22 protein-coding genes and 1 pseudogene are annotated in these 25,705 nt (G+C 44.3%); 19 read left to right on the forward strand and 4 right to left on the reverse strand.

Going from position 1 to position 25,705, the window contains the following annotated elements; translation table 11 throughout:
- Positions 1-23 precede the first annotated feature (23 nt).
- The 7 genes from J4N43_RS04460 (at position 24) to purF (ending at position 10,392) form a co-directional block, all read left to right on the forward strand.
- Complete coding sequence (locus J4N43_RS04460) at positions 24-4,310, forward strand: FimV/HubP family polar landmark protein (RefSeq protein WP_062730492.1); 4,287 nt, start codon at positions 24-26, stop codon at positions 4,308-4,310.
- Positions 4,311-4,452: 142 nt separating this feature from the next.
- Positions 4,453-5,247, forward strand: coding sequence for a tRNA pseudouridine(38-40) synthase TruA (gene truA, locus J4N43_RS04465; protein ID WP_005380566.1), 795 nt, complete (start codon positions 4,453-4,455; stop codon positions 5,245-5,247).
- Positions 5,248-5,444: 197 nt separating this feature from the next.
- Positions 5,445-6,371: an acetyl-CoA carboxylase, carboxyltransferase subunit beta gene (gene accD / locus J4N43_RS04470; protein ID WP_005380583.1), complete on the forward strand. Its 927-nt coding sequence runs from the start codon at positions 5,445-5,447 to the stop codon at positions 6,369-6,371.
- Positions 6,372-6,417: 46 nt separating this feature from the next.
- A complete protein-coding gene (folC, locus tag J4N43_RS04475) occupies positions 6,418-7,680 on the forward strand; it encodes a bifunctional tetrahydrofolate synthase/dihydrofolate synthase (RefSeq protein WP_017820798.1) in 1,263 nt (420 codons plus the stop codon).
- Positions 7,681-7,694: 14 nt separating this feature from the next.
- On the forward strand, positions 7,695-8,288 hold the full coding sequence (locus J4N43_RS04480; protein WP_017820797.1) for an SPOR domain-containing protein: 594 nt from the start codon (positions 7,695-7,697) through the stop codon (positions 8,286-8,288).
- A gap of 61 nt (positions 8,289-8,349) precedes the next feature.
- Positions 8,350-8,841, forward strand: a complete 492-nt coding sequence (locus J4N43_RS04485; protein WP_053349562.1) for a CvpA family protein — start codon at positions 8,350-8,352, stop codon at positions 8,839-8,841.
- A 36-nt stretch (positions 8,842-8,877) separates the two neighbouring features.
- Entirely contained in the window at positions 8,878-10,392 is a 1,515-nt protein-coding gene (gene purF, locus J4N43_RS04490) for an amidophosphoribosyltransferase (protein ID WP_158159739.1), read from the forward strand.
- A gap of 65 nt (positions 10,393-10,457) precedes the next feature.
- Here purF and J4N43_RS04495 read toward each other — a convergent pair whose 3' ends face one another.
- Positions 10,458-11,333 (reverse strand): LysR family transcriptional regulator, encoded by an 876-nt coding sequence (locus tag J4N43_RS04495; protein ID WP_005384959.1) that lies wholly within the window; start codon positions 11,331-11,333, stop codon positions 10,458-10,460.
- A 289-nt stretch (positions 11,334-11,622) separates the two neighbouring features.
- Here J4N43_RS04495 and J4N43_RS04500 point away from each other — a divergent pair, with 289 nt between their 5' ends.
- The 7 genes from J4N43_RS04500 (at position 11,623) to recR (ending at position 17,368) form a co-directional block, all read left to right on the forward strand.
- A complete protein-coding gene (locus J4N43_RS04500) occupies positions 11,623-12,729 on the forward strand; it encodes a response regulator (protein ID WP_005380606.1) in 1,107 nt (368 codons plus the stop codon).
- A gap of 223 nt (positions 12,730-12,952) precedes the next feature.
- Positions 12,953-13,084: a hypothetical protein gene (locus J4N43_RS24555; protein WP_005380608.1), complete on the forward strand. Its 132-nt coding sequence runs from the start codon at positions 12,953-12,955 to the stop codon at positions 13,082-13,084.
- A 33-nt stretch (positions 13,085-13,117) separates the two neighbouring features.
- Positions 13,118-13,504, forward strand: coding sequence for a YbaN family protein (locus J4N43_RS04505; RefSeq protein WP_080276930.1), 387 nt, complete (start codon positions 13,118-13,120; stop codon positions 13,502-13,504).
- 162 nt (positions 13,505-13,666) lie between these two features.
- Positions 13,667-14,212, forward strand: a complete 546-nt coding sequence (gene apt, locus J4N43_RS04510) for an adenine phosphoribosyltransferase (protein ID WP_005380615.1) — start codon at positions 13,667-13,669, stop codon at positions 14,210-14,212.
- 8 nt (positions 14,213-14,220) lie between these two features.
- The gene (dnaX, locus tag J4N43_RS04515) at positions 14,221-16,326 is read left to right on the forward strand and encodes a DNA polymerase III subunit gamma/tau (RefSeq protein ID WP_053349563.1); all 2,106 of its coding nucleotides are present in this window, start codon (positions 14,221-14,223) and stop codon (positions 16,324-16,326) included.
- Between the two features lie 82 nt (positions 16,327-16,408).
- The gene (locus J4N43_RS04520) at positions 16,409-16,738 is read left to right on the forward strand and encodes a YbaB/EbfC family nucleoid-associated protein (RefSeq protein WP_005380618.1); all 330 of its coding nucleotides are present in this window, start codon (positions 16,409-16,411) and stop codon (positions 16,736-16,738) included.
- A 30-nt stretch (positions 16,739-16,768) separates the two neighbouring features.
- Positions 16,769-17,368 (forward strand): recombination mediator RecR, encoded by a 600-nt coding sequence (gene recR / locus J4N43_RS04525; RefSeq protein WP_005380619.1) that lies wholly within the window; start codon positions 16,769-16,771, stop codon positions 17,366-17,368.
- A gap of 51 nt (positions 17,369-17,419) precedes the next feature.
- Here recR and aqpZ read toward each other — a convergent pair whose 3' ends face one another.
- The 3 genes from aqpZ to J4N43_RS04540 form a co-directional block, all read right to left on the reverse strand.
- Positions 17,420-18,118 (reverse strand): aquaporin Z, encoded by a 699-nt coding sequence (gene aqpZ / locus J4N43_RS04530; protein ID WP_053349564.1) that lies wholly within the window; start codon positions 18,116-18,118, stop codon positions 17,420-17,422.
- A gap of 229 nt (positions 18,119-18,347) precedes the next feature.
- Positions 18,348-18,596, reverse strand: a complete 249-nt coding sequence (locus J4N43_RS04535) for a YkgJ family cysteine cluster protein (protein ID WP_017820793.1) — start codon at positions 18,594-18,596, stop codon at positions 18,348-18,350.
- A 137-nt stretch (positions 18,597-18,733) separates the two neighbouring features.
- Positions 18,734-18,982 carry a GlsB/YeaQ/YmgE family stress response membrane protein gene (locus J4N43_RS04540; protein WP_005380625.1) on the reverse strand — a complete coding sequence of 83 codons (249 nt, stop codon included), beginning with the start codon at positions 18,980-18,982 and terminating at the stop codon, positions 18,734-18,736.
- Between the two features lie 188 nt (positions 18,983-19,170).
- On the opposite strand from J4N43_RS04540, the gene J4N43_RS04545 reads away from it, so the two are divergent.
- The 5 genes and pseudogenes from J4N43_RS04545 to J4N43_RS04565 all read left to right on the forward strand — a co-directional run bounded on the left by J4N43_RS04545 (position 19,171) and on the right by J4N43_RS04565 (position 25,570).
- Complete coding sequence (locus J4N43_RS04545) at positions 19,171-19,623, forward strand: YcgN family cysteine cluster protein (protein ID WP_017635991.1); 453 nt, start codon at positions 19,171-19,173, stop codon at positions 19,621-19,623.
- A 56-nt stretch (positions 19,624-19,679) separates the two neighbouring features.
- Entirely contained in the window at positions 19,680-21,275 is a 1,596-nt protein-coding gene (locus J4N43_RS04550) for a site-specific integrase (RefSeq protein WP_031812060.1), read from the forward strand.
- Entirely contained in the window at positions 21,272-23,134 is a 1,863-nt protein-coding gene (locus J4N43_RS04555; RefSeq protein ID WP_158159738.1) for a hypothetical protein, read from the forward strand. The genes J4N43_RS04550 and J4N43_RS04555 overlap by 4 nt, the downstream gene beginning before the upstream one ends.
- Before the next feature lie 3 nt (positions 23,135-23,137).
- A pseudogene (locus tag J4N43_RS04560) lies at positions 23,138-25,115 on the forward strand (hypothetical protein).
- Positions 25,112-25,570, forward strand: a complete 459-nt coding sequence (locus J4N43_RS04565) for a hypothetical protein (RefSeq protein ID WP_031812063.1) — start codon at positions 25,112-25,114, stop codon at positions 25,568-25,570. The pseudogene J4N43_RS04560 and the gene J4N43_RS04565 overlap by 4 nt, the downstream one beginning before the upstream one ends.
- Positions 25,571-25,705 lie beyond the last annotated feature (135 nt).

The raw sequence follows: 25,705 nt of genomic DNA on the forward strand, positions 1-25,705 counted from the left end.
TTTAGCACAAAACTGAGCCTTCTATGCGTCAAAATTATAAGCGTTTGTTAGCAGCCCTTGTGTTGATGAGCGCGACTCAGACATCATCAGTGGTTCAAGCCGAAGGAATTCGTCTTGTTGGACCGTCTGGTGAAGTGCAATCATCTCCAAGCTATGCTGAAGATATTGAGCGAGCATTACCTGCTCCTCCTGCGAATACTCAACCGTCACGTTTCTTTGGTCCGACTGGTGAAAATCAAACACTATGGTCGATCGCTTCAGAATTACGACCTTCACGCGGTGTTACCGTTCAACAAACGCTTCTTGCCATTTACCGAATTAACCCTCAAGCGTTTGAGAACCAAAACATTCATGAATTGATCCCAGGGAGTCGGCTACGAGTACCTTCTCTAGAGCAAGTGCAAAGCGCGACCACAGCGCAAGCTGTTGCGATTATGAAGGCGCATGAAGCTAAGTTAAAACAGCCGAAGCCGACAAATAGAGCGACGCCAGCACAACGAGTCACCGAGCAACCAAAGCCACAAATTAAAGTAGAACCCAAGCCTGCGACTAAGCCAGAGACAGTGGCAGCAAAGGAGCCAAAACCAACTCCGAAAACAATACCCGTCATCCCTGCGCCACCAGTAACCACCTCTCCGCAGGGTGAAAAGCAGGTCAGTGCGCTGAAGGACAAACTTCAAGGCTCACAAAGTGAATTAGAGTCATTAGAAGAGAAGAACCATCGTCTTCGATTGATGCTGTCAGAAGTGCAAAGCGAAGTCGAAACTTTGAAAAGCGAGCTGAATGACGAAGAACGCATTCGCTCAGAAGTCGAGAAACTGCTTGCAGAAGAGCGCCAGCGCCTTGCTGAACAACAACGCATGCAACCAAGCACCATGGACAAAATTTTGTCTAATGGTTGGCTTGTTGGTCTTGCGGCATTAATTCCTGGTGCTTTGATTGCGTTGCTAGTTGTTATGCTTCTTGGTCGACGCTCTAAAGCGAAAGAGGAAGAAGCGGCTGCACAGGAACAGCAAAACGTTGATCCTCTTGCGGCGCCAATCGGTTTAGCGGCGGCGGATGAGCTGGATGAAGAGCTCACGCTTGATGATGAATTGTTTGCAGATGAAGATATCAACACACAGTCTTTACAAGAAGAGAAGTCAGATTTAGAAGAAGACGTCTTTGCTAACCTCGACGATGAAGAACTTGATTTCAATCTGGAAGGGGACGATGACCCATTTGCAGATATTGGCGATGACGGTGACCTAGATGTTGGTCTGGATGAGTTTGAGTCATCGAACAATGGTATCCAAGTCAACGGCGAAGAAAAGGCGCTTGGTTTAGAAGAAATGGAGCGAGCCTTAGATGAGGTTGCTCCAGAACTAGAAGTGCTCGATGACGATGAGTCTGGCTTCGATCTTTCGGATGATACGAATGAGAAATCAGACTCGCTTTCAGACGATGCATTTGCCGAGTTACTTGCAGCCGATGAGCCGTCAGAAGAGTTACCAAGTGACACTGTCGACCAGGATATGCTTGATGACTTGTTTGCTGAACTTGGCAACGATGACTTCGATTTAGATACTGATAAGCCTGAGTTAAAACAGCCCGTTTCGGATGATGACTTTAGTGTAGGAGAGGCATCTGACGACGATATCGATAAGCTATTGGCCCAGTATGAACAACCGGCTAGTGAATCGGAAGTTCGAGAAGCTGACGCCAATGAAGGCCCTGTTCTAGATGAAAACAGTACAGAGCTACTCGATGAACTCATTGATTTTGATGAAGATGACACAGACGAGTTTGATCCACTAAACGAGCTAGAAGCAATCTCTGGTTTTGAAGGTGATGACTCGATCGAAGAGTTAGACGCAGATAGCACAGACTTACTGGATGAACTCATTGATGATGTTACCTCTGAACTTGATGAAGAGACTGAAGCTGATTTAGATCCGTTTGATGATCTGATTCGAGAGGACGAGAGCCCAGAGCAGAATAAATCGGAAGAGGAAGAGTTACTGAAATCACTTGGTTTTGGTGAATCAGACGCCGACGAAAAGCCATCTTCCGTAGTTGAGTCAGAACAAACTCATGAAGATCAGGACATTGAGTCTGGATTGGACATCGACGCTTTATTAAGTGAAAGCCAACCAGACGCTGCAAAAGATCAACCATTAACCGAGCCAGAGGCTGCTTCAGAGCCATTTAGCAGCGATGAATTTCTTGGTGATTTAGAGGACCTCTCACCAGAGAATGATCCTTTAATGAGCGAGCTAGACGACCTATTTGAGTCAGACAGTGAAGAACTTCTGCCAACAGAACAAGAAAAAGCGGATTTTTCTGCTGAACTTGACGCTCTATTTGATAGTGAAGACGATTTACCGCAGCAAGTTGAAAAAACACAAACGGAGATAGAGGAAGCTTCATCACTACAACAAGAGGCTACCGATACTGATTCAACACAAGAACCATCCGTGGAGTCCGATGCTGAGGTACAGCCTCACGTTGAGCAAGAGGAAGACATTCCAGCCTTCACACCGACACCAAATACAATAGAAAATGAATTCGGTGTTCCACAAGAAGAAGATTGGCTACTGGATGAACCTGAATTGGAGCCGGAAACTGAGTCGACCAACGATTCAGAAGAAGAATTCAATTTTGATGAGCTAGATCTTCCAGAATTCAGCGAAGAAGATGCTCTAGCATCTATGGCTGGCGAACCTGCGTTAGAAACGTCCGAGTCCGTTGAACCAGAACAAATTGAAGCCGACTTGCCAGCTGAGTCCGAAGAAGAGTTCAATTTTGACGAGCTGGATCTTCCTGAGTTTAGTGAAGAAGACGCATTGGCGTCTATGTCGGATGAGCCGGAGTTAGAAACGTCCGAGTCTGTTAAACCAGAGCAAGTCGAAGCTGACTTACCAGCTGAGTCCGAAGAAGAGTTCAATTTTGATGAGCTGGATCTTCCAGAATTCAGTGAAGAAGACGCATTGGCGTCTATGACGGATGAGCCGGAGTTAGAAACGTCCGAGTCCGTTGAGCCAGAACAGGTTGAAGCCGACTTGCCAACTGAGTCCGAAGAAGAGTTCAATTTTGATGAGCTCGATTTGCCAGAGTTCAGTGAAGAAGATGCACTGGCGTCTATGGCTGGCGAGCCTACGTTAGAAACGTCCGAGTCCGTTGAACCAGAACAAGTTGAAGCCGACTTGCCAGCTGAATCAGAAGATGAATTCAATTTTGATGAGCTGGATCTTCCTGAGTTTAGTGAAGAAGACGCATTGGCGTCTATGGTGGATGAGCCGGAGCTAGAAACGTCCGAGTCCATTGAACTAGAACAAGTTGAAGCCGACTTGCCAACTGAGTCCGAAGAAGAGTTCAATTTTGATGAGCTCGATTTGCCAGAGTTCAGCGAAGAAGATGCCTTGGCGTCGATGGAAGAAGAGCCAGAATTACCGAGCTCTGAGACTGCAGATATAGAACCAATCTCCGGTGAGGATGAAGAGTTAAGTTTTGACGACCAAGATCTTCCAGAGTTCAATGAGGAAGATGTTCTCGCATCAATGAACGAGGGTGCGCCAGAGAGCCCTAAGGTTGAAGCAGAGACATCGAGACCAGCTATTCAAGCCGATAACGATCATGATGCTTTGTTTGAAGTATTTGCGCAGCAAAACGGCTTTGATACTGACCCAGAAGTGCAGCCAACAGCGACAGAGGGTGAGCCGCTCAGTAATTTGGATGATGAATCATCAATGGCTAACCTTCTTGCGGAAGACGCAAACTCAGAAGTATTTGAAGGTAAACTAGACAGTGACACCATCGCAAGTGCAGGTATGGATTTTGAAACCATGCTTGATGTTGGAGATGATTGGGATGGCTTTAAACCCGCTGCTGATAACGTAAGTTCTACTGAAGAAGTGCCTGAGGACCAGCGTGATGTTTGGAATTCGAGTGATGCACTAAGTCAGCCAGAGATCGCGCAAGAAAACTGGGCAGAGCAAAGCGACTTGGATGACTTCGACCCGAAGAAAAATCAATTTATGACGATTGATGAATTGATGGCTCAGGTCGACAGAGAAGGTGGTGAGTTCGAAGAAGAAGACCTTAAGCTCGATGTCGGATTGAACGAGTTTCCAGATGTTATCGGCGAGATCGGCGATATTGACGTAGATAACAATGCTGAAGCGGCTGGGAAACTGGATTTGGCTAAAATCTATCTCGAGATGAACGATTCTCAAGGGGCGATTAAACTACTAGAAGAGGCGATTGTTTACGGTGAGGATGATATTCGCCGCGAAGCAAAAAGCCTGATTGACGCCATTAATGGCCGATAAACCGAAACAAAAGGGTAGCGTTTGCTACCCTTTTTGTGTCCCGTTAGTAGGATGCTACCTTTATGTCACCCTTGGTGAAACTGGCAACTTGAGGTGACTTGAGTATATACTTCCCGCCCCATTTTAGAGTTCGAAGGTTAAGATGAGAATCGCATTAGGTATCGAGTACAACGGTACAAACTACTTTGGTTGGCAGCGCCAAAGAGAAGTGAAAAGTGTCCAAGAAGAGCTAGAGAAAGCATTGTCCGTTGTCGCTAATCACCCAGTTGAAGTTCAGTGTGCTGGTCGGACAGACGCAGGCGTGCATGGCACGGGACAAGTTGTGCACTTTGATACCAACGTTACTCGAAAAATGGTAGCTTGGACCATGGGCGCAAACGCGAACATGCCAAGCGATATAGCGGTTCGTTGGGCTAAGGAAGTTTCAGATGATTTCCATGCAAGATTCTCAGCGACAGCGCGCCGTTATCGTTACATTATTTTCAATCATGCTTTACGTCCAGGCATCTTAAACTCGGGGGTTAGTCACTATCATGGTGAGCTCGACGAGAAAAAAATGCATGAAGCAGGGCAGTTCCTACTTGGCGAAAATGATTTTACGTCGTTTCGCGCGGCGCATTGTCAGTCTCGCAGCCCATTTCGAAACTTGATGCATCTGAACGTTACGCGCCATGGGAACTATGTGGTTATTGATATTAAAGCTAATGCGTTCGTGCATCATATGGTTCGTAATATCACGGGTAGCTTGATAAAAGTTGGACGTGGCGAAGAGAGTCCTGAATGGATCAAGTGGTTATTAGAAGCCAAAGATCGCAAACTAGCGGGTGCGACAGCGAAAGCGGAAGGTCTGTACCTGGTAGATGTAGACTACCCAGAAGAGTTTGGGTTACCTGAAGTGCCGATCGGTCCACTGTTTTTACCAGATAATTTGAACTAATTTTACAAACTTATTTCAAAATATCGGTAGTGTTTACATTGAATGTGAACGGAAAACATACGCTATTTACGATATCAAAAATAGGTACAACCAGTTTTTTATCTACAGTAGCTGCAAGATATGGTTTAATCCGTCGGTATTATGTCGAATTTATATCTTTCGCAATGAAGCGGAAGAGTTGAGAGAAAAGGTCTTCCATGAGTTGGCTTGAAAAGATTTTAGAGAAAAGCAATCTAGTAAGTTCACGCAAAGCTTCTATCCCAGAAGGTGTGTGGACTAAATGTACCTCTTGTGAACAGGTTTTATACCATGCTGAACTAGAGCGTAACTTAGAAGTTTGTCCAAAGTGTAACCATCACATGCGTATGAAAGCGCGTCGTCGTTTGGAAACATTTTTAGATGAAGGTAATCGAGTTGAATTAGGTTCTGAACTTGAGCCACAGGATAAACTGAAATTTAAAGATTCTAAGCGATACAAAGAGCGTATCTCTGCTGCACAAAAAAATAGCGGTGAGAAAGATGCGCTAGTTGTGATGCAGGGTGAATTGCTTGGTCTGCCGCTTGTGGCGTGTGCGTTTGAATTCTCCTTTATGGGTGGTTCAATGGGTTCAGTCGTTGGTGCTCGCTTTGTGAAAGCAGTGGATGCAGCCATTGAAAATAACTGTGCGCTTGTTTGTTTCTCAGCAAGTGGTGGTGCTCGTATGCAAGAGGCTTTAATGTCTCTTATGCAAATGGCAAAAACCAGTGCTGCGCTTGAGCGTTTATCAGAAAAAGGTCTGCCGTTTATTTCTGTTCTAACTGACCCTACAATGGGTGGTGTATCAGCAAGTTTGGCTATGTTGGGTGATATCAACATCGGTGAACCTAAGGCCCTCATTGGCTTTGCTGGTCGTCGTGTAATCGAGCAAACTGTACGTGAAGATCTTCCTGAAGGTTTCCAGCGTAGTGAGTTCCTGCTTGATCACGGTGCTATTGATATGATCGTTGACCGTCGTGAAATGCGTCAGCGTGTGGGTGGTCTTATCGCTAAGATGACTAACCACAAGTCTCCTTTGGTGGTTTCGGTTAACGAATCTCCAAATGAAGAGCCATATTCTGTACCAGAAGCGGACGAAAAAGGGTAAAGTATCAACTAACATAAAAACCAAAGAATTTAATGGTTAAAGTTAGATGACCCAAAACCCAATTCCTCAAGCCACATCTTCATTAGAGATGTGGCTTGATTATTTAGCAAATATTCATTCCTCAGCAATTGATCTAGGCTTAGACCGTGTCCAAGCGGTAGCAAACAAAGCCAATCTTACCAAACCAGCTCCAACCGTAATCACCGTTGCCGGAACCAATGGCAAAGGCTCAACGTGTGCGTTAATGGAAGCCATTTTACTTGATGCTGGCTATTCAGTCGGTGTTTATAGTTCTCCGCACCTGATTCGTTACAACGAGCGTGTACGCATTAATGGCGTTGACGTTGTAGATGCCAAGCACTGTGAAGCATTCGATTATGTAGAAAAGCAGCGTGGTGATGTTAGCCTTAGCCTCTTTGAATTCGGTACGCTTGCTGCGCTCCGTATTTTCCAAGTAGAGAAAGTTGACGTTGTCTTACTTGAAGTAGGACTTGGCGGCCGTCTAGACGCCACTAACGTTGTTGACCATGATGTTTCTGTTATTACGAGCTTAGCGATCGATCATGTGGATTGGCTTGGTGATGACATCAATGTTATTGGTTTTGAAAAAGCGGGCATTTACCGTTCAGGGAAGCCAGCAATTTGTGGTCAACCGACGCCACCAGCGACCGTGGCGGCTCATGCTGACGATATTGGTTCTGAGTTCTTCCAAGTAGGTATTCAGTACGATTACCAACTAACTGATAATGGTTGGAAATGGAGCAGTGGGGCATTTGAGTTAGAGGATTTACCAATCCCATCGCTACCATTACAAAATGCAGCCACTGCACTGATGGCACTAGGGGCTTCGGAATTGCAAATCACTGACATAAATATTGTCAATGGCTTGAATAATGCGCGTTTGGCGGGGCGTATGCAAGTACTGCATCACGAACCTGAAATAGTCCTTGATGTCGCTCATAACCCGCACTCTGCTGAGTATTTGGTAGAAAGAGTGAAGCAACAATATCTGGGTAAGAATATCCATATTGTGGTTGCAATGCTGCATGACAAGGACATTAAAGCAACCATTGAAGCTCTAACTCCAGTTGCAACACAATGGTATCCAGCGTCGCTTACTGGACCGAGAGCGGCGACCGCTGATGAATTGTGCCAATACTTACCTGATGGGCAAGTTCATTTTGAAAACCCTGTTGACGCCTTCGAGAGTGCGAGAAGCCACGCAAAGACAGGAGACGTTATTCTGGTGGTTGGCTCATTCCATACCGTCGGAGAGGTATTGGAACATTGGCAATCAAATAATAAATAAGTAAAGGTATTTTGATGGCAAGTAAATTCCAAAGTCGTTTAGTCGGCACCATCATTCTAGTCGCAGTCGGAGTCATTGTTCTTCCCGATGTGCTAGATGGTAAGAAACTGCACTACAAAGAAGAATTTGCCAGTATTCCTATCAAACCAGAACTTGATAGTGATGTGGAAAACTTCGAAATATTAGAGCCAGTGGAAGACGACATTACGTTACCGGATTCTCCGGTTGAAGCTGTAGTGCAAGAACGTGAGGATGCTCAAGTAGCCGTTTCTGAGCCCGAGCCAGCGCCAACATCTAAACCTGAGGTCATCAAACAACCAGAGCAAGTTGAGGTCGTCACTCGTCCTGTTCAAGAGAAAAATCAATATGAAGATTCAGCTTGGATCATTCAGTTGATGGCACTTAAGAATCACGAAAATGCTGTCGCGCTTGTCGCGGATTTGCAAAAGCGTGGTTATCAAGCTCACACAAAGAAAGAAAACGAGTTTACGAGAGTGATTGTTGGCCCTGATGTGTCAAAAAGTAAACTTGAACGACAAGTTCAAGAATTACAAAAAATTACAGGTTCAAAAGGTCAATTGCTTAAATTTAAGCCATTAAATCCATAAGAAAACGTTTGCGTCAGCATTTTTTCTGTTAAAATGCGCGCCAACTTAAGATGAAGAAAAGATGAATTGGATAGATTTTATCATTTTAGGTGTGATCGGATTTTCAGCTCTGATCAGTTTAGTTCGCGGTTTTGCTAAAGAAGCTTTGTCTTTGGTGATTTGGTTTGGAGCGTTTTTTATCTCCAGTAATTACTATGCCAAATTGGCGGTGTACTTCACCAACATCGAAGATGATATGTTTCGTAACGGAGCGGCGATTGCGGCGTTATTTGTCGCAACCTTGGTAGTTGGTGCAGTGGTGAATTACGTCATTGGTCAACTGGTACAAAAAACAGGGCTATCAGGTACGGACCGAATTCTCGGGATTGTATTTGGTGGTCTACGCGGAGTCTTAATTGTTTCTGCGGTGCTGTTTTTTATGGATGCGTTTACTGCATTCCCAAGCTCGGATTGGTGGAAAGATTCACAGTTGATCCCTGAGTTCAGCCGTATCATCGCCCCATTCTTCGAGCATTTACAAGCAACATCAAGTTTTCTGTCTGGCGCTATCTAGTAGTGCCAGCTACTGTCGCAAATCGAGGATTAGGACATGTGTGGTATTGTTGGAATCGTGGGCACAACGCCTGTAAACCAGTCTATTTATGACGCGTTAACGGTGTTACAGCATCGTGGCCAAGATGCCGCTGGTATTTGTACCATAGAAAGCAATCGTTTTCGTCTGCGTAAGGCGAACGGTTTAGTCAAGGATGTATTTGAAGCAAGACACATGCAACGCCTGCAAGGCGAGGTCGGAATTGGTCATGTTCGTTACCCTACAGCAGGCAGTTCAAGCGCTTCAGAAGCTCAACCTTTCTACGTAAACTCTCCTTTCGGTATTACACTTGCCCACAACGGTAACTTGACCAACGCTAACGAAGTTCGTCAGAAGCTGTTTGAAAAAGATCGCCGTCATATCAATACCACTTCAGACTCCGAAGTGTTACTAAATGTACTGGCGCACGAAATTGACTCAGTAAAAGGAAATGTCACGACCGAAGACGTATTCCGCGCAGTCACCAATGTTCATCGCACAATTCGCGGTGCTTATGCTGTGACCGCCATGATCATTGGTCATGGTATGATTGCATTTCGTGACCCACACGGTATTCGCCCGCTGTGTTTAGGTAAGCGTGAAGTTAACGGCAGAGCAGAGTACATGGTTGCGTCTGAATCGGTGGCATTGGATGCGGTCGGTTTTGATTTCGTCCGTGATGTTGCACCTGGTGAAGCGATTTACGCAACGTTTGACGGTGAGCTTTACACGAAGCAGTGTGCAGATAATCCTAAGCTTAACCCTTGTATTTTCGAGTTCGTGTACTTTGCTCGTCCGGATTCGTTCATCGATAAAATTTCGGTATACAGCGCTCGCGTTGAAATGGGTAAAAAGCTGGGCGAACGTATTCGTGAAGATTACGCAAACCTTGATATCGATGTTGTCATTCCTATCCCTGAAACGTCTTGCGACATTGCACTGCAAATCGCTCAAGCGCTCGATATCCCTTATCGCCAGGGTTTCGTGAAAAACCGTTATGTTGGACGTACCTTTATCATGCCTGGCCAGCAACAACGTAAGAAATCAGTACGTCGCAAGTTGAATGCTATTCGTTCGGAATTCAAAGGTAAGAACGTGTTGCTGGTGGATGATTCTATTGTTCGTGGTACAACGTCAGAGCAGATTATTGAGATGGCTCGTGATTCTGGTGCCAAGAAAGTGTACATGGTCTCAGCGGCTCCTGAAGTTCGTTTCCCGAACGTATACGGCATTGATATGCCAAGTGCTACAGAGCTTATTGCCCACGGCCGTGACAACGATACAATTTGTAAGCAGATTGGTGCCGATGCGCTTATTTATCAACGTCTAGAAGATTTGGTAGAAGCTGTAGGTCTTGGAAATCAAGACATTACTCAGTTCGATACTTCCGTGTTTAACGGTGAATACGTAACGGGTGATATCGACCAACAATACCTAGATTTTTTAGATGGTCTTCGTAACGATGATGCGAAAACACAACTTGAAATCCAACAGGACTTAGCAAACCTAGAGCTTCATAACGAAGGCGCATAGGATGCGCTTTCTTAAGTCGTAAAAAAACCAGAGCTTCGGCTCTGGTTTTTGTTTTCGCTATCTAATTAGTGAATGTTATAAGCGATCACAAAGTCAATAAAGAGGCGAACTTTCTCTGGCAGGTGATCTTTGTGGTTGTAAAGCATATAAATGTCGCGCGGGTTTGCACTCCAATCTGGCAGTACGCGTACCAAATCGCCGCTCTCGATGTACTCTTTGATCATGACATCTGGCATTAGTGTGATGCCTAAACCTTCGGAACAAGCGCTGCGCACCACATTGAGCGCGTTTGCTTGAAAACGACCACGATCAACATTCACCACAGACTCGCCTTTGCTATTAATCAAGGTCCACTTAATAAGCGGGTACCCTTTTAGCAATGAATGGTTAGATAGCTCTTCTGCATGATGTGGCGCAGGATTCGAGGTTAGATAGTCAGGGCTTGCAACGAGAATATCCTTCACTTCGCCAATCTTACGCGCGATGAGGCTAGAGTCGCGTTGCGGTCCCACTCGAAAAATTACATCCCATTCAGTAGGGTCAAGCTTGTCCGCATTATTCTCTGTCGTTAGCTCAATGTTGATGTCCGGGTACTGCTTCATAAAGCTGTTGAACATCGGCATCATCATTCGTTTAGTTAAGTTGTAAGGCGCGGATATCTTAATCTTGCCGGATGCTCCTCGGCAGTCGTCAGTGATTTCCTCTGCCGCAGTTGTTAGCCTTTGTAGTAAAGGAGAGCACTCATGGTAAAAACGTTCCCCTGCTTCAGTGAGCGAGAGTTTGCGAGCATGACGGTTCAATAGTCGAAGATTGACAGAGTCTTCTAGCGCTTGAATGCGTCGGGTGATGGTCGCAACCGGGATCATGGTTTTTCGCGAAGTTGCGGTGTAGCTCCCATTTTCGACAACCAGTCGAAACAGGTTTAAGTCATCTAATTTCATATTTCCAGACACATTAAATTACCGATTACGGTTAATTTATAATTAACTTTGTGATCAAAGCTTGCTTTAAGTCAACATGTTGCATCATTTGAACACAGCAACCCTGTTTGAGTAAACACTGTTATACGCCGTAATATTTGTATTAATGCAGTTTCCGAGCTAAGTTTTATAACAAGGCGAAGCGGCCTCAGGTCTTGCTGTGACACGTTTTGCTGGAAGTAAACACAACAAAAATAATGACTTAATAATAAATCTGTTTTTTTGACTGAGCTTTGTGAGGGATAAAGGTATGTTTAAGACTCACAGTCAAACGGCAATGGTCTCGGCACAGGAAGTGATTAATCAAAAACTAATAATGTTGGTGGACGATGATCCAATATTTCGTAAAGTAACCAATGCCTATTTAGAAAGTCAGGGTTTTAAAGTAGTAGAAGCAGAAAACGGCCTAGAAGCGCTTCAACAACTCAGGGAATGCCAACCCGATCTTATCTTATGTGATTTATCGATGCCGGTCTTAGATGGTATCGAGTTCGTCGAAGAAGTTAGTCTCGAATACCCATATATGCCGCTTATCGTGGTATCAGGCACGGATGAAATGTCCGATGTCGCGAAAGCGTTGCGATTTGGTATTAAAGATTTTCTTCCTAAACCGATAGGTAATTATGAGCACCTATCTCAGGCGATAGAGAATACGCTAGAAGATACCGATAGCCACTTCTCAGAACAACGTGACTTTTCAAGTCAGTGGTTCAGGGTTGATGATGGTGGTGAAATCCCGGATGAACAAGAGCTGTATTGGCATCTGGAGTATTTGCAACAGAATCCGAGTGCGGCAAGAGATTTACTGCAAGCGCTATTGCCAGAGAAGGATGCTGCTCAGGGAGATTGGCGCTGCTCGTACCGTTTATTGCAATCGACGGATGTGATGCCCTTGGTTTTCGATTATCGTTGGTTAATGAATGGTCAATTTGCGTTTTATCTCGTTGATTCTGCTTCCCAAGCTAATGATGGAGTTGCGACGACATTGCTCGTTAGGGCATTGTTTGACGACTATCTCCGTAACTTGAAAAGTTTCAGTGCTGATCTCAAGGACATGGTAGGGATCATTGAAAAAGGCATTGAGTGTTCGGAGTGTGCGGGTGCAGTCAATGCTGTGTTTGGTGTCGCCGACCTCGCTTCATCCTCGGTCTCTATATTACCTGCGGGTTTAGATAGCCATTGGTCTGACGGAAATACGAATCAACACATCGCTGCAGGTAACCGTTTAGGGGGAGGAAGTATGAAAAACTTCATCACCCGCGATTTACCGCTTAGTGTTGCAGGACAGTTATCTATAGGGTGTTTAGGTTCTTCAAGTTTTAGTTTAAGTATTACCCGGAAATCCCGACTAGTATAATTATGACTTGCAAACCAATAAGCAGCGTCCTGACGCTGCTTATTATCTTTTTAGAACCACCAAAACAACATACGTTTAGTTTAATAACCTTACTTTTTACTGGTGTTTAGATTTGGCTGTTTAATGTATAGTCAGCGCTTAAAACAATAATGACCCATTTGTGCAACGATAATTTAACGCTGTGCCTTGGGAGAAGCAAAGTCAACTAGTGAGAAGACACATCATGGCAGACAAAGATTTTAAAGAGCCTTATAATATTTTTTACTTTTTAGGTTTTATTGCAGTTCTTTTGATCCCAACACTTCCTGCAACGCTAACCTGGCTTCGTGTAATGAATGGTTACGCAGGCTTTTAATCTAGCTATTTTGTACCGGAGTTCACCATTCGTATTAAGCGTTACTTTTTCAATACTGTTGGTGGACTCTGTATTGTGCTCGGCATAGCCGGCATAGCCCTTCCACTGTTACCCACCACACCTTTTATTTTGCTTGCTAGCGCATGTTTTATGCGTGGTAGCCCCGCATTTCATCAATGGTTACATAACCACAAAACGTTTGGACCCATTCTCGACAATTGGCATAAGCATCGGGCTGTTACTTCAAAAGTAAAAAAGCGTGGTGCGATTTTTATTGCGCTTAGTTTCATGGTTTCAATCGTTGTTGTCCCCCTCGTTTGGGTAAAAATTGGTCTTTTAGTGATGCTAATCGTTTTACTCAGCTGGTTTATGCGTCTGCCTGTGATTGAGTTGGTTGCTGACCGAGAAGAAAATCACTAAGATTGTAGAGAATAGTGTGCCCGCTCTTCGAGTGGGCGTTTGTATTTTCAGCGCCTGTGACTTTTACGAAAATAAGCACATAGTGGTGAAAACCTATTGTTCGTTGCCCTCGTGATACTGCGATTAGAGAGGGCGATGAGCCAATCTAAGTAAATCGGTATTATGACTACAGAAACAATTTCACTGATCAAATCTAGCATCAAAAGCATCCAAGACTACCCAAAGCCAGGCATTCTATTTCGTGATGTGACGAGCCTTCTTGAAGACGCAAAAGCATACCAAGCGACGATCAACTTACTTGTTGAACGTTACAAAGATATGGGCTTTACCAAGGTTGTGGGTACGGAAGCTCGTGGCTTTTTATTTGGTGCGCCTTTAGCGCTTGAGCTAGGTGTTGGTTTTGTACCAGTGCGTAAACCAGGCAAGCTACCACGCCCTACTGTTGCTCAATCTTATGAGCTTGAATACGGCGTTGATACACTAGAAATCCATACAGATGCCATCGTTGAAGGTGACAAAGTACTGGTTGTCGACGATTTATTGGCAACGGGCGGTACTATTGAAGCGACGACTAAACTGATTCGCCAACTGGGCGGTGAAGTTGAGCACGCTGCGTTCGTTATCAACCTACCAGAAATCGGTGGTGATAAACGTTTAGAAGCACTAGGTCTAAACGTGTACAGCATTTGCGATTTTGAAGGACATTAATACATTCAATGAGTTATTTAGCTTTAGCGCGAAAATGGCGTCCTAATCAGTTTGACCAAGTTGTCGGACAAAAACATGTCCTGACGGCGTTGGAAAACGCACTGGCGCAAAACCGTTTACACCATGCTTATCTGTTCAGCGGGACTCGTGGTGTGGGTAAAACGAGTATCGGTAGGCTGTTTGCCAAAGGCTTGAACTGCGAAACCGGCATTACCGCGACACCTTGTGGTAAGTGTGATACTTGTCGTGAAATTGATGAAGGTCGCTTTGTCGATCTTCTTGAAATCGACGCAGCATCACGTACTAAAGTTGAAGACACTCGTGAACTGTTAGACAACGTTCAATACAAACCTGCTCGTGGACGTTTTAAAGTGTACCTCATCGATGAGGTGCACATGCTATCGCGTCACTCTTTCAATGCGTTGTTGAAAACCCTGGAAGAGCCGCCAGAGTATGTGAAGTTCTTACTCGCAACAACTGATCCACAAAAGCTGCCTGTCACTATATTGTCGCGTTGTCTTCAGTTTCATCTGAAACCAATCAGCGTTGATGATATTCACCAGCAACTTGATTACATCCTAGGTCAAGAGCAAGTTTCAGCAGAGCCAAAAGCGTTGGGTATGATTTCACATGCTGCAGATGGCAGTATGCGTGATGCTCTTAGCTTGACTGATCAAGCAATTGCATTAGGTAACGGTGCGGTGCAAGCCGATATTGTCAGCCACATGTTGGGGACGATTGATACCGACCAAGCGATTCACTTACTAGAGTCAATCAGCAGCAAGAAACCTCAACAAGCTATGGATAAAATCCAACAATTAGCGGCAAATGGTGTTGAGTGGGATGGTTTGTTGCAGCAAGTCGCAACACAGTTACACCGAATTGCGATGTATCAAGCGTTGCCCGCGTCGTTAGACCGAGCACAACCAGATGCAGAGAAAATTGAGCTGTTGAGTAAAGCTCTAAGCCCGCAAGACGTTCAGCTTTACTATCAAATTGCATTGAAAGGTCGTGAAGATTTGACCCTCTCGCCAAATGGGCGAGTCGGTCTGGAAATGATTGTGCTGCGTATGATGGCGTTCCGCCCATCAAGTAACAATGGGGCAAATGTTGTTTCCAGTAACTGCGAATCAGCTTCAGCCCCAGTTCAAAGTGCCAGTCAATCAAAGACTGCACCAGCTCAGACAGTAGCAGCTCCTCGAGCTCAGCAGCCGAGTCCAGCACAAAGCTCACCACAAGTGGCGCCTCAACCTTCATCCAATTCACAACCTGAATATCACGCGAGTGGATATGAGAGGGTTCCGCCACAGTATGATATGGCGCCGCCGATGAGCGAAAACCCTGCACCGCAGCATGAAACGCCACCTCAACAAGTGCAAGAGAGCGTTTCAACACCGGCGCGCGGTGGTCTAAGCGGTTTACGTCACCAATTACGTTCTCAGCGTCAAGGCCTACAACAGAACACTCCTCAAAATGGTGGCTCAAAAAAGCCTAAAGCGGCATCTGCACAACCAGAATCGGTTATCGACCGAGTAGCGCAATTGCATGGCAATTCCGCGCAGGTGTCGCCAAACTCAGCTCCGAAGTCGACGGAGCCACAAGTTGAGGAAGCGTATCGCTGGCGTCCAAGCAAGCCTGTTGAGACAAAAGTAAATACAAAACTGACACCTACGCAGCTCAAGCAGGCACTTGAGCATGAGAAAACGCCTGAAATGGCACAAAAGCTCATCGATGAGTCATTAGAACATAATGAATGGGCGAAGCTCATCAGCTTAATGGAGATCCCTAAGCTGGTAGAGCAACTTGCGCTAAACTCTCATTATAGTAAGCAAGGAACAACCGTTTCGTTACTATTGAGAAGCAGCCAAGCTCATTTGAATACTGATAGAGCTCAAGCCGAATTGCTCAAAGCACTTAATACCGTGTTAGGTGAAGAGTGCCACATGAGCATCGAAATAGGGGAGAGTGGAGAAACACCACTTGAACTGAGAGATAGGCTCTACCAAGAGAAATTACAGCAAGCGCTGAACAGTTTAGAAAACGATCCAAATGTTCAATTTATTGAACGTCGTTTTGCTGCAGAGCTTGATAAAGATAGTGTGCGCCCTATCTAATAATCGAATGGAATGGGGTTGAAAACCCAAAGGTATAACCCCATTAATTGATGCAACACCTCATTAAACCAGAGAGATAAACATGTTTGGTAAAGGCGGTATGGGCAACCTAATGAAGCAAGCCCAGCAAATGCAAGATCGCATGCAAAAGCTTCAAGAAGAAATCGCGAATATGGAAGTAACTGGCGAGTCTGGTGCTGGCCTAGTTAAAGTTACTATCACTGGTAGTCACAGCGTACGTCGTGTTGACATCGATGAAAGTTTGATGGAAGACGACAAAGAAATGCTTGAAGATCTGATCGCTGCGGCGTTCAATGATGCAGCCCGTCGTGTTGAAGAAACTCAAAAAGAGAAAATGGCTTCTGTAACTGGCGGTATGCAACTACCACCAGGTATGAAAATGCCATTCTAATCTGCTGATATTTAATTAAGCGGACTTTTAATGCGTACCAGTCATATGCTGGAACAATTGATGGAGGCCTTACGTTGTCTACCTGGGGTTGGCCCCAAGTCAGCGCAGCGTATGGCCTTTCATTTGTTACAGCGCGATAGAAAAGGCGGTTTGCAGCTTGCAGATGCGCTTAGTCAGGCAATGACAGAAATAGGTCATTGTACTGAGTGTCGAACCTTCACCGAAGAAGAAGTCTGTCACATTTGTACCAACCCAAAACGCCAAGAAAATGGTCAAATTTGTGTGGTAGAAAGCCCGGCAGACATCGCAGCCGTTGAAGCAACAGGCCAATATTCTGGTCGGTATTTTGTTCTTATGGGGCATTTGTCGCCATTAGATGGTATTGGTCCAAGTGATATTGGATTGGATGTCCTTGATTACCGCTTACGTCGCGGTGATATTACCGAAGTGATTTTGGCGACAAACCCAACAGTTGAAGGTGAAGCCACTGCCCATTACATCGCAGAGCTATGTAAAGAGCACCAAGTTGATGCCAGCCGCATCGCGCATGGTGTGCCTGTCGGTGGGGAGCTAGAGCTTGTTGATGGCACGACGTTGTCACATTCGCTATTAGGTCGACACAGAATTTAATAAAAAGCCGCTGAACTCAGCGGCTTTTTTGATCTTGGGAGTTGGGAACGATTAATCGTTCGATTCTTCACTAAGAAGGTTTTTGTAGATAACCGCACCAAGCACGCCACCCACAATAGGCGCAACCCAGAACAGCCATAGCTGAGAAACCGCCCAGTCACCCACATATACTGCGACTGCCGTGCTACGAGCAGGGTTTACTGACGTATTGGTGACAGGAATGCTGATCAGGTGAATGAGAGTCAAACACAGGCCAATTGCGATAGGTGCAAAGCCTTGTGGCGCACGTTTGTCTGTTGCACCCATAATGACAATCAGGAACATCATCGTCATGACAACTTCAGTCACAAGTGCAGCGATCATCGAGTATTGGCCTGGAGAGTGTTCACCATAACCATTGGCGGCAAAGCCAGAACCCACAACATCGAATCCTGCTTGTCCAGATGCAATAACGTAAAGCACGCCACCTGCGATAAGCCCGCCGATCACCTGTGAGATGATGTAGGGAGCAACGTCTTTTGTCTCAAAACGACCGCCAGCCCAAAGGCCAACTGTCACTGCAGGGTTCAAGTGACAACCTGAAATATGACCGATAGCAAATGCCATCGTCAGAACGGTTAAACCGAATGCCAAAGAAACGCCCAACAGACCAATACCCACTTCAGGGAAACCCGCAGCCAACACCGCGCTACCACAGCCGCCTAACACTAGCCAGAACGTGCCAAAAGCCTCAGCCAAATACTTATTCATGTTCTTTCCTGATCTTTAATTAAATGACCCGCTGAACATAGTCGAGAATTGTCAATAAATTGTGAGGGAGATCGCGCAAAAACCGCAAATGGAACGCTATGTGGCAAGAGTTCTCAAGGGTGAGATAAAAGGCTGAGGGGGGGAGTGCTAAATCTTGAGTTTGCTTTGATTACTGCCTCGGAGAGAAACAACCGAGGTACTAACTTTAAACGTGTGGTCTAGAGTCGCATTACGTCAATTGTTCTAATTCAGTGATGTTGTCGAGTGCTTCTTGATTGGTGTTGCCGCATACAATCGGACACGGTTTAAAATCGTGACAGACTTTTGGGCGTTCAGGCTTACCAAATAGCTTGCACAAATTGTCGTCGTTGAGTTGTACACAACGAACACCTGCAGGTTTGCCCTTGGGCATTCCAGGTATTGGTGAAGAGATACTTGGCGCAATACAGCACGCTCCACATCCTAATCGACAATCCATAATGTAAACCTCTTAAAAATTAAGGGGGCAATTATGGTCATTTTGACGTGGATTGGAAGAGTGAAGAAAGAAAAAAATAAAAGGGCGCGCTTAACATTACGCTCCCTTTTTGGTTTTTTGCTTTTAAATCATCGTGATTATTTTAAGAAACGGTTATAAACAAACAACAGAATAAATGCGCCTAGTGTTGCGGTAATGATACTACCAATGTTGACGCCAGTTGCTCCGCCGAAACCGAGAATGCCGCCAAGGAAGCCACCTACAAATGCCCCTGCAATACCAAGTAACATTGTTGCAATCCAACCGCCCCCATCTTTTCCTGGCATGAGCCATTTAGCAAGTGCGCCGGCGATTAAGCCCAAAATAATCCAAGAAATAATACCCATGAAAACTCCTTAATGCCTTCTTGATCAATTGAGTAATGGAAACTTGTTTAAGGATAGAACAGTAAAACGAAAGTAGTTGAATATCTCCACCGTTATGTGGGAAGGATGCAAGATCTTCTCAAAACTTGAACTTTTGCGTTGAGAAGAGTATAAATCGCCCCCTAAATTCCCTTGGTGAGACCTGAAGTATGAGCACTCCATTTTGGCAAAGTAAATCGTTAGAGCAGATGACAGAAGAGGAATGGGAATCTCTCTGTGATGGTTGTGGCAAATGTTGTTTGCATAAGCTGATGGATGAAGATACCGATGAAATCTACTATACCAATGTGGCTTGTAGCTGGCTGAACAGTAAAACGTGTTCATGTAAGGATTACCCAAACCGTTTCACTTCGGGTGAAGAGTGCACCAAGCTGACCCGAGAAGACATCGACGATTTTACTTGGCTGCCACACACGTGCGCTTACCGTCTGTTGGCTGAAAAGCAGCCTTTACCAGAATGGCATCCGTTGATTACAGGCTCTAAGTCCGCAATGCATGCGGCAGGGGAAAGTGTCCGTAACAAAGTTGTTTACGAGATTGATGTGGTGGATTGGGAAGACCATATTCAAAACTTACCTGATAGACTAAAACCTCACAATTAACTTTAAGAGTTGAGAATGCTGTATATATTGGTTGTATGTACAGCATGAGGTTTAGTATGTCAGATAACGATGAAATTCAGAAAAATGTCATACGAAAAGAGGTAGAGATTTCACCTATCCCTCACTTCGTTTACGAGAAACCATTGGTATCCATTGATGAGAATGGCGAACCCCAGGTTACCTACCGTGCCAATGGCAATCAGATCCCCATCAAGAAACTTCCCTTACTCTATGTCGCTGGTTATGACGACAAAGACAACCTGATTAGCTACCAACCATTAGATATGGTCAATGAGTTCCTATTGTCGAAAGCAATCGATGATGGTGTGCTTGAGCTTGGTACTGATGCACAGGGGCTTGCCCATTACTTCAGCTTCGTATTGGACAAACAGGCAGAGTGGGACGCTGAATACGATGAAGAGGACTTTGACCCTCTCTATAATGACCCCCGCCCAGAATGGAGTGCTTTTCCCCGTAACAAACAAGAGCGTTTAACCTACAAATATCGAGATGGAATAAAGCAACTCGCTATTGATGATGTATTGGCTAAAACAACGGCTAGGCAATATATGAGCAGTGTGGTTGGCTTCTATAAACACTGTCTTCGTCAAGGCATCCGCTTCAATAATCCTCCCTTCCAGTTTGAGACAGTGAACATCCATTTCGAGGCGTCTGCATCCAGCATGAAAACTTACCAACGTAAGCAGGTACACACGACCGATATGCGGATAAAGTTTTCTAAGTCGTCACGCAGTGGCGGCACAAATCTCAGTAACCTACGCCGTGACCTAAAACCATTCACCAATAGTGAATGGAACATCCTACAAACCATATTAATGAAATCTCGCAGGGTGGTTCGTCATGGTGACAATAATAAACTGCACTCACTGCCGATTGAGTTTTGTCTGCATCCAATGATTTGCCGTAATACGGGGTTACGCCGAGAGGAAGCTGCGAGCCTTCATCTGGGACAGATTGTTAACCCTGAAACTATGATTCAGGATGGCAAAGAGGTGTTTAAAAAGCCTGTGATGGATTTTGGTGTCGGTGATAAGTACCAATCACTCACAAAGACGGCTGAGGGCTTCGCAGAGAAGAATAAAAGCCGCGTTACCATTATCCCTGCCGCATTGATGAAGATGCTTTACGATTACTCGCAGTCGGACAGGTATCAAAAGCGCCTTAAGAAATTCAAAGAATGGTGTAATGAGCAGGTTGAGGCAGGTAATATGCATTTCTTTGAGGGTGACGATGCCATTAACCCCGAACTGGAATACCTATTTATTACCCAATCTGGGAAACCCATGTTTACACGGCTACAAGACTTTACTGGGCGCTGGGGGGAAATTCGTAACACTGCAAATTTAACTCAAGGTCTTGACCATCCTATTGTCGGTTCCATACATAATTTACGCTCAACGTTTGCCGTGAATATCTTCCGCCACCTTTTAAATAAAAAAAATGATTATGGCAACCAGTCAATCACACCTGATGAGGCATTGGATAGGGTATCGGCGTTGCTAGGTCATGAAGGTAGGGCGACGACGATAGAATACCTGAAAATTGCACAGGATATGCCCTCTGCCGATGAAATCTACGAAGACGTACTTGATTATATAGGTGCTTTTGATGATTTGGAGGTTGCATTATGATTCAAGGACGGAAACGCACCAAAATTACAATAGAAAAGAGAAGCGCACCTATCATACCACTTCGTTTTGAAGACATGGTCTTATCTTATGGCAATAGAAGAGTCGCATATACCTATCGCTTACGCTATCGTAATGTTCCGACATTAAAAAAAATTAAACAAGGCAATGAGGTGTTAGCGAATAGGGATGATATAGTTAGGGAAATTCACCAAATACTGAGTAACTTCCCAAATAGTAATACAAGAAAGACTGTTTTTTCTGGCTTTATTGATTATTTCCAATATCTCGACAGTATTAATTATCATGGCGATTTTTTTAGTAATGCAATCATGGGAGATTGCATTAAGCACTTCAATAAGTTGTCTGATAAAGGTGAACTGGTCTCAAAATCGACAAGTATTAAAACTTGCTTATCTTTTTTCTTAAGGCAAAGGAATAGAGAACCTGACCTTAAGAAATTACCGCGAGTCGCTGGTAGACCTCTTGCTGAGAATAAAGCGTTTCATGTGGAAACGGAGCTGAAACCATTATCCAATTTATTGGTTAAAGGAGCCCTTTCTTTTCAAAAAGCCATAGAGAACGATGAGTTGTTAGATATTCATCCATTCTATGATGAAGAGCTTTTTTCTAAAAGGGTAAAAAAGCTGGGGTGGACAAATCAAAGAGTTGGTGCAAGTAGGTACGGATTTAAAAAGTGTATGCAGCCCACCAGTTTAACAATAAACTCGAGCCCTCTATCTCTTGAACAACTGAAAAGGCATAATTTTTATAATCAAGCTTCACGTAATTGGTTTTTTGTATTCTCAATGCTGACAGGTATGAATACGTCGGTACTTGCTAATATAAAACATAAAGATGTGTCATTTAAAGGTATTGGTAGTGGCCGGTTTGTTTTTGATGGTGAAAAGTCCAGGGCAGGTTATAAAAATTTGGATAATAGCGCTGGCTTTAGCCTACGAACTAAAGAGGTGGTTACTAGATGGCTAAAAACATCTAAAGTGATGTACCAATTACTAGGAATTCCGTTTTCAAATAACTTACCGTTATGCCCTTTCTTTAATACTAGTGGTGAGATTTTGACTTTCAATAGTCATGGTTCAAGTGTTGAAACGATAAATATACAACTGGAAAAAATAACAGGGTTGAAAGTTTCTACAAGTCGATTCAGAGCGACTAAATCTGATGTATTGATGCGAGTAACTGAAGATATCTTCTTAGTGTCACAGGGGCTGAATAATACCATGAATGTTATCGCCAAACGCTACTCTAGCGGCGTTCAGGCTGACCATGATAATAACCTAAATGCCACGTTTGGTGCGTTAAGTGCTATTGCCAAGGGTGAGGAGGTTGGTAAAGCCATTGAAGGCTCCAAGGTAATGCACAGCGATATTTTGTCTGATTATGATTATAAGAAATTGCGCTACCATGAAAGCCAAGAGCAGCCATTAATGACCACGCCCAGTGGGATCAAGTGCGCAGGACCAACACCAGAGAGACTTATTGCAGAAGCAAGGCGCATGAAGCAGTTGGGGATTGATTTTTCCCAAGATACAGGGCGTTGCACAGATTTTCTTGCCTGCTTTGATTGTGGGAGCCATAAATTGGTGGCTTCAGAAAATGATATCTGGTTGATGCTATCGTTTTTAGAACAAATCGAAGACCTCAAAGAGATGGTGGCAAGTAATTCCACACCGAAGGATGAGTATTTTGTGGTGGAGGGGATGTTGAAAAAAGTCCTTATCAGGCTAAAACAAAAAGCACCCCAAAATTACGCTCTAGCAAAACAAAAGGTGGATGACAGCGATTACCACCCGCTTTACCAAGATCGAGCCAGCGCAAGCCAATTCTTTAAGGGGTAGCCTATGTCTGAAAAGCTTATACAGCTTCATCAAGAACTCGCTGAAAATCCATACGTGACATTTAACTCTAAAGGTAATGGAGAATCTCGTGTTTTCGATAATGAATGGTATTTTCACGCTCTTAATCAGAACCAAAAAACAATCGCATTTGACCATATCAATGAAAATTACCGAAAGGATATTCAGTCTTATCTATACGCAGTCATGAAATCTCAAAAGGAAATATCTGGCACACATGCATCTGTTAGTTCTTTGATAAGATATAGGAATGTTTTAAAAAACCTAGCACACCGATGGGGAAATAGCGATTTCAGCTTACTTTCAAGTGAGCGTGAATGGAAAAGGTGCAAAAAAAAAACTATATGGGATTGGCTCTGAAGAATCATGCAGAACTTTTGCCTCTGTTATCAACACACTTAATAAATTTGGCTTGTTAACGCGGTATGTTCACAAGCGAGAGTATATTCAGTGGGTTGTTCCTGGTGCTGGTAACGGCCAAGCCATAGCACTTCCTGAGGATATTCATGCCAAGATTTTATTAACGGTTGTTCAGTTTGTGGAAACTTACCACCCCTATCGTCATCAGATTTCAGAAGCTATGGAAAAGTTTTATACCTATCAGGACGAGATGTTTAGTGCTGAGCTTAAAGCATTAGGTGTAAATTCCCTAAGCGGAAAACAAATGAAGTCATTTAATGCACGGATCAATCGCACTATAGCTAGAATGCCAGAGCGACATGCCATACCTAATTTCACATATAGTAGACGAGGTGATTGGTTAGGGGTATTGCTCAGAATGTGCTTTATCTGCATCGCGTTATTTTCTGCTGCACGTAAGGAAGAACTACTCTCGATGAATAAAGAAAGCTACGATGACTCAGTTCTTTCTGTTCCCAAGGTCTCAGGTTTTTCTACCAAGGGAAATAAGGGCGAAAGAATTTATACAACATGGAATACTGCACCTATCTCAAAACTGGCTCTGGAGTTGGCGTTTGATGCCACTCAAGCTGCGAGAAAGTATTCGCTAGAACGATTGGATGACGGTTATCGAAATGGCCTGATGTCCGAAGATCGATATAATTCAATGCTACAAGATCTCGAGAGTGCTTTTGTTTCATCTGATATCCCTTATGATCGTCAGGTACTCATAAATAGGTCATCGCTAAAATACAAGGTTGATGGTCGTAATGATGGACTGAATATGAAAGCATTCAGCATTATTGCGACCATAGAAGATGTTGAAGAATTCGACCTGCTAAATCCAGGCCGCGCAGGAAGCTTAAAGGTTGGAGGTGGTTTACCAAGGTTTAGCCCTCATGATTTGAGGCGAAGTTTTGTGGTATTTATGGTGAAGAACCGATTAGGTAATGCGCTTACAGTCAAATACCAGCTTAAGCACCGCAATGTAAACATGTCCAATTGGTATGCGAATTATTCCGAACTGGCGCGTACTAACCAATTGTTGATGGATACTCAATTAATGAGTGAATTTGATGAAGCCATTGAAAGTTCAGCGGTTGATGCATGGGATGAGATTTACAATGTATCCAATATTTTAAGTGGTGCAGAAGGTGAACGCATAGCCCGGAATAAAGCCGAGCGGCTAGCGCAGGGAGAGGAAATTGTCATGTCCCGAAGTGAATTGCTAGCCTTGGTAAGGTCTGGTGACAAATCCATTGTGTTGCTTCCTACAGGGGGGTACTGCACTAACCGTAATTGTGAGCGCCTTTGCTCTTTGATGGATATTGTTGAAGCCCCCTGTGAGCATAAGGTTATTACGGATAAGGCAGCCAAAAGGTTATCGAGGGAGCGGGATAACCTCATTGCTTCGTTCCGGGCAATCAATGATATGGGCGATTATGCCAATGAGTTGATTCTGGATGCCAGAAAAAAGAAGATTCAGTCTATTGAACCAACATTGGCCAAACACAGCCTTCCATTTGATAGTTTCAAGGATGATATTAAGGCGGTGTGGTCATGAAAGTAGAGTATAAGGCAACCTGCAAGGCAGAAGGGTTACTGGTTAATGCATTTCAGCGACTATTAGATGGCAAGCCGCTTCATGTTAAGGCAACGGGTAAACTCACGTTAAACCGAATCAATAATGAAGCCCAGCTTGGCAATAGCTATGTCCATAAGTTCAAAGAGTTCGTGGCCTACGCCAAACCTGTTATCGATGAATATAACCTAAACCGCGATAAGGCGATGACTACAGGTTTAGATATTGAGCTAGATGCCCCTTTGCCTGAGCTTGATAGGCTAAAACAGCAACTGAAAAAAGCTAATGAGTTGAAAGATAAGTATAGGATTCAACGAGACAATGCCATTGAAGCCCGAAAACAGTTAGAGGCTGAAAACGCTAGGCTACGTTTCAGGGTGTTTGATCTACAGCAAGAGCTATTGAGTGAAATTTCAGTTGTGACGCCGTTCAAGTAACGCGCTTTCACACTCAAAGTGTAACGGGGCTAGGATCGTAACTCGTTTCTGTCCAGAGATGTGCCAGAACTATCACTGCTGGCACACTTATGCCCCATTGCGTGTTAACAGCTGCATTCTGTACGATTAGTTATT

This window comes from Vibrio sp. SCSIO 43009 (assembly GCF_023716525.1).
Classification (GTDB): Bacteria; Pseudomonadota; Gammaproteobacteria; order Enterobacterales; family Vibrionaceae; genus Vibrio; species Vibrio alginolyticus.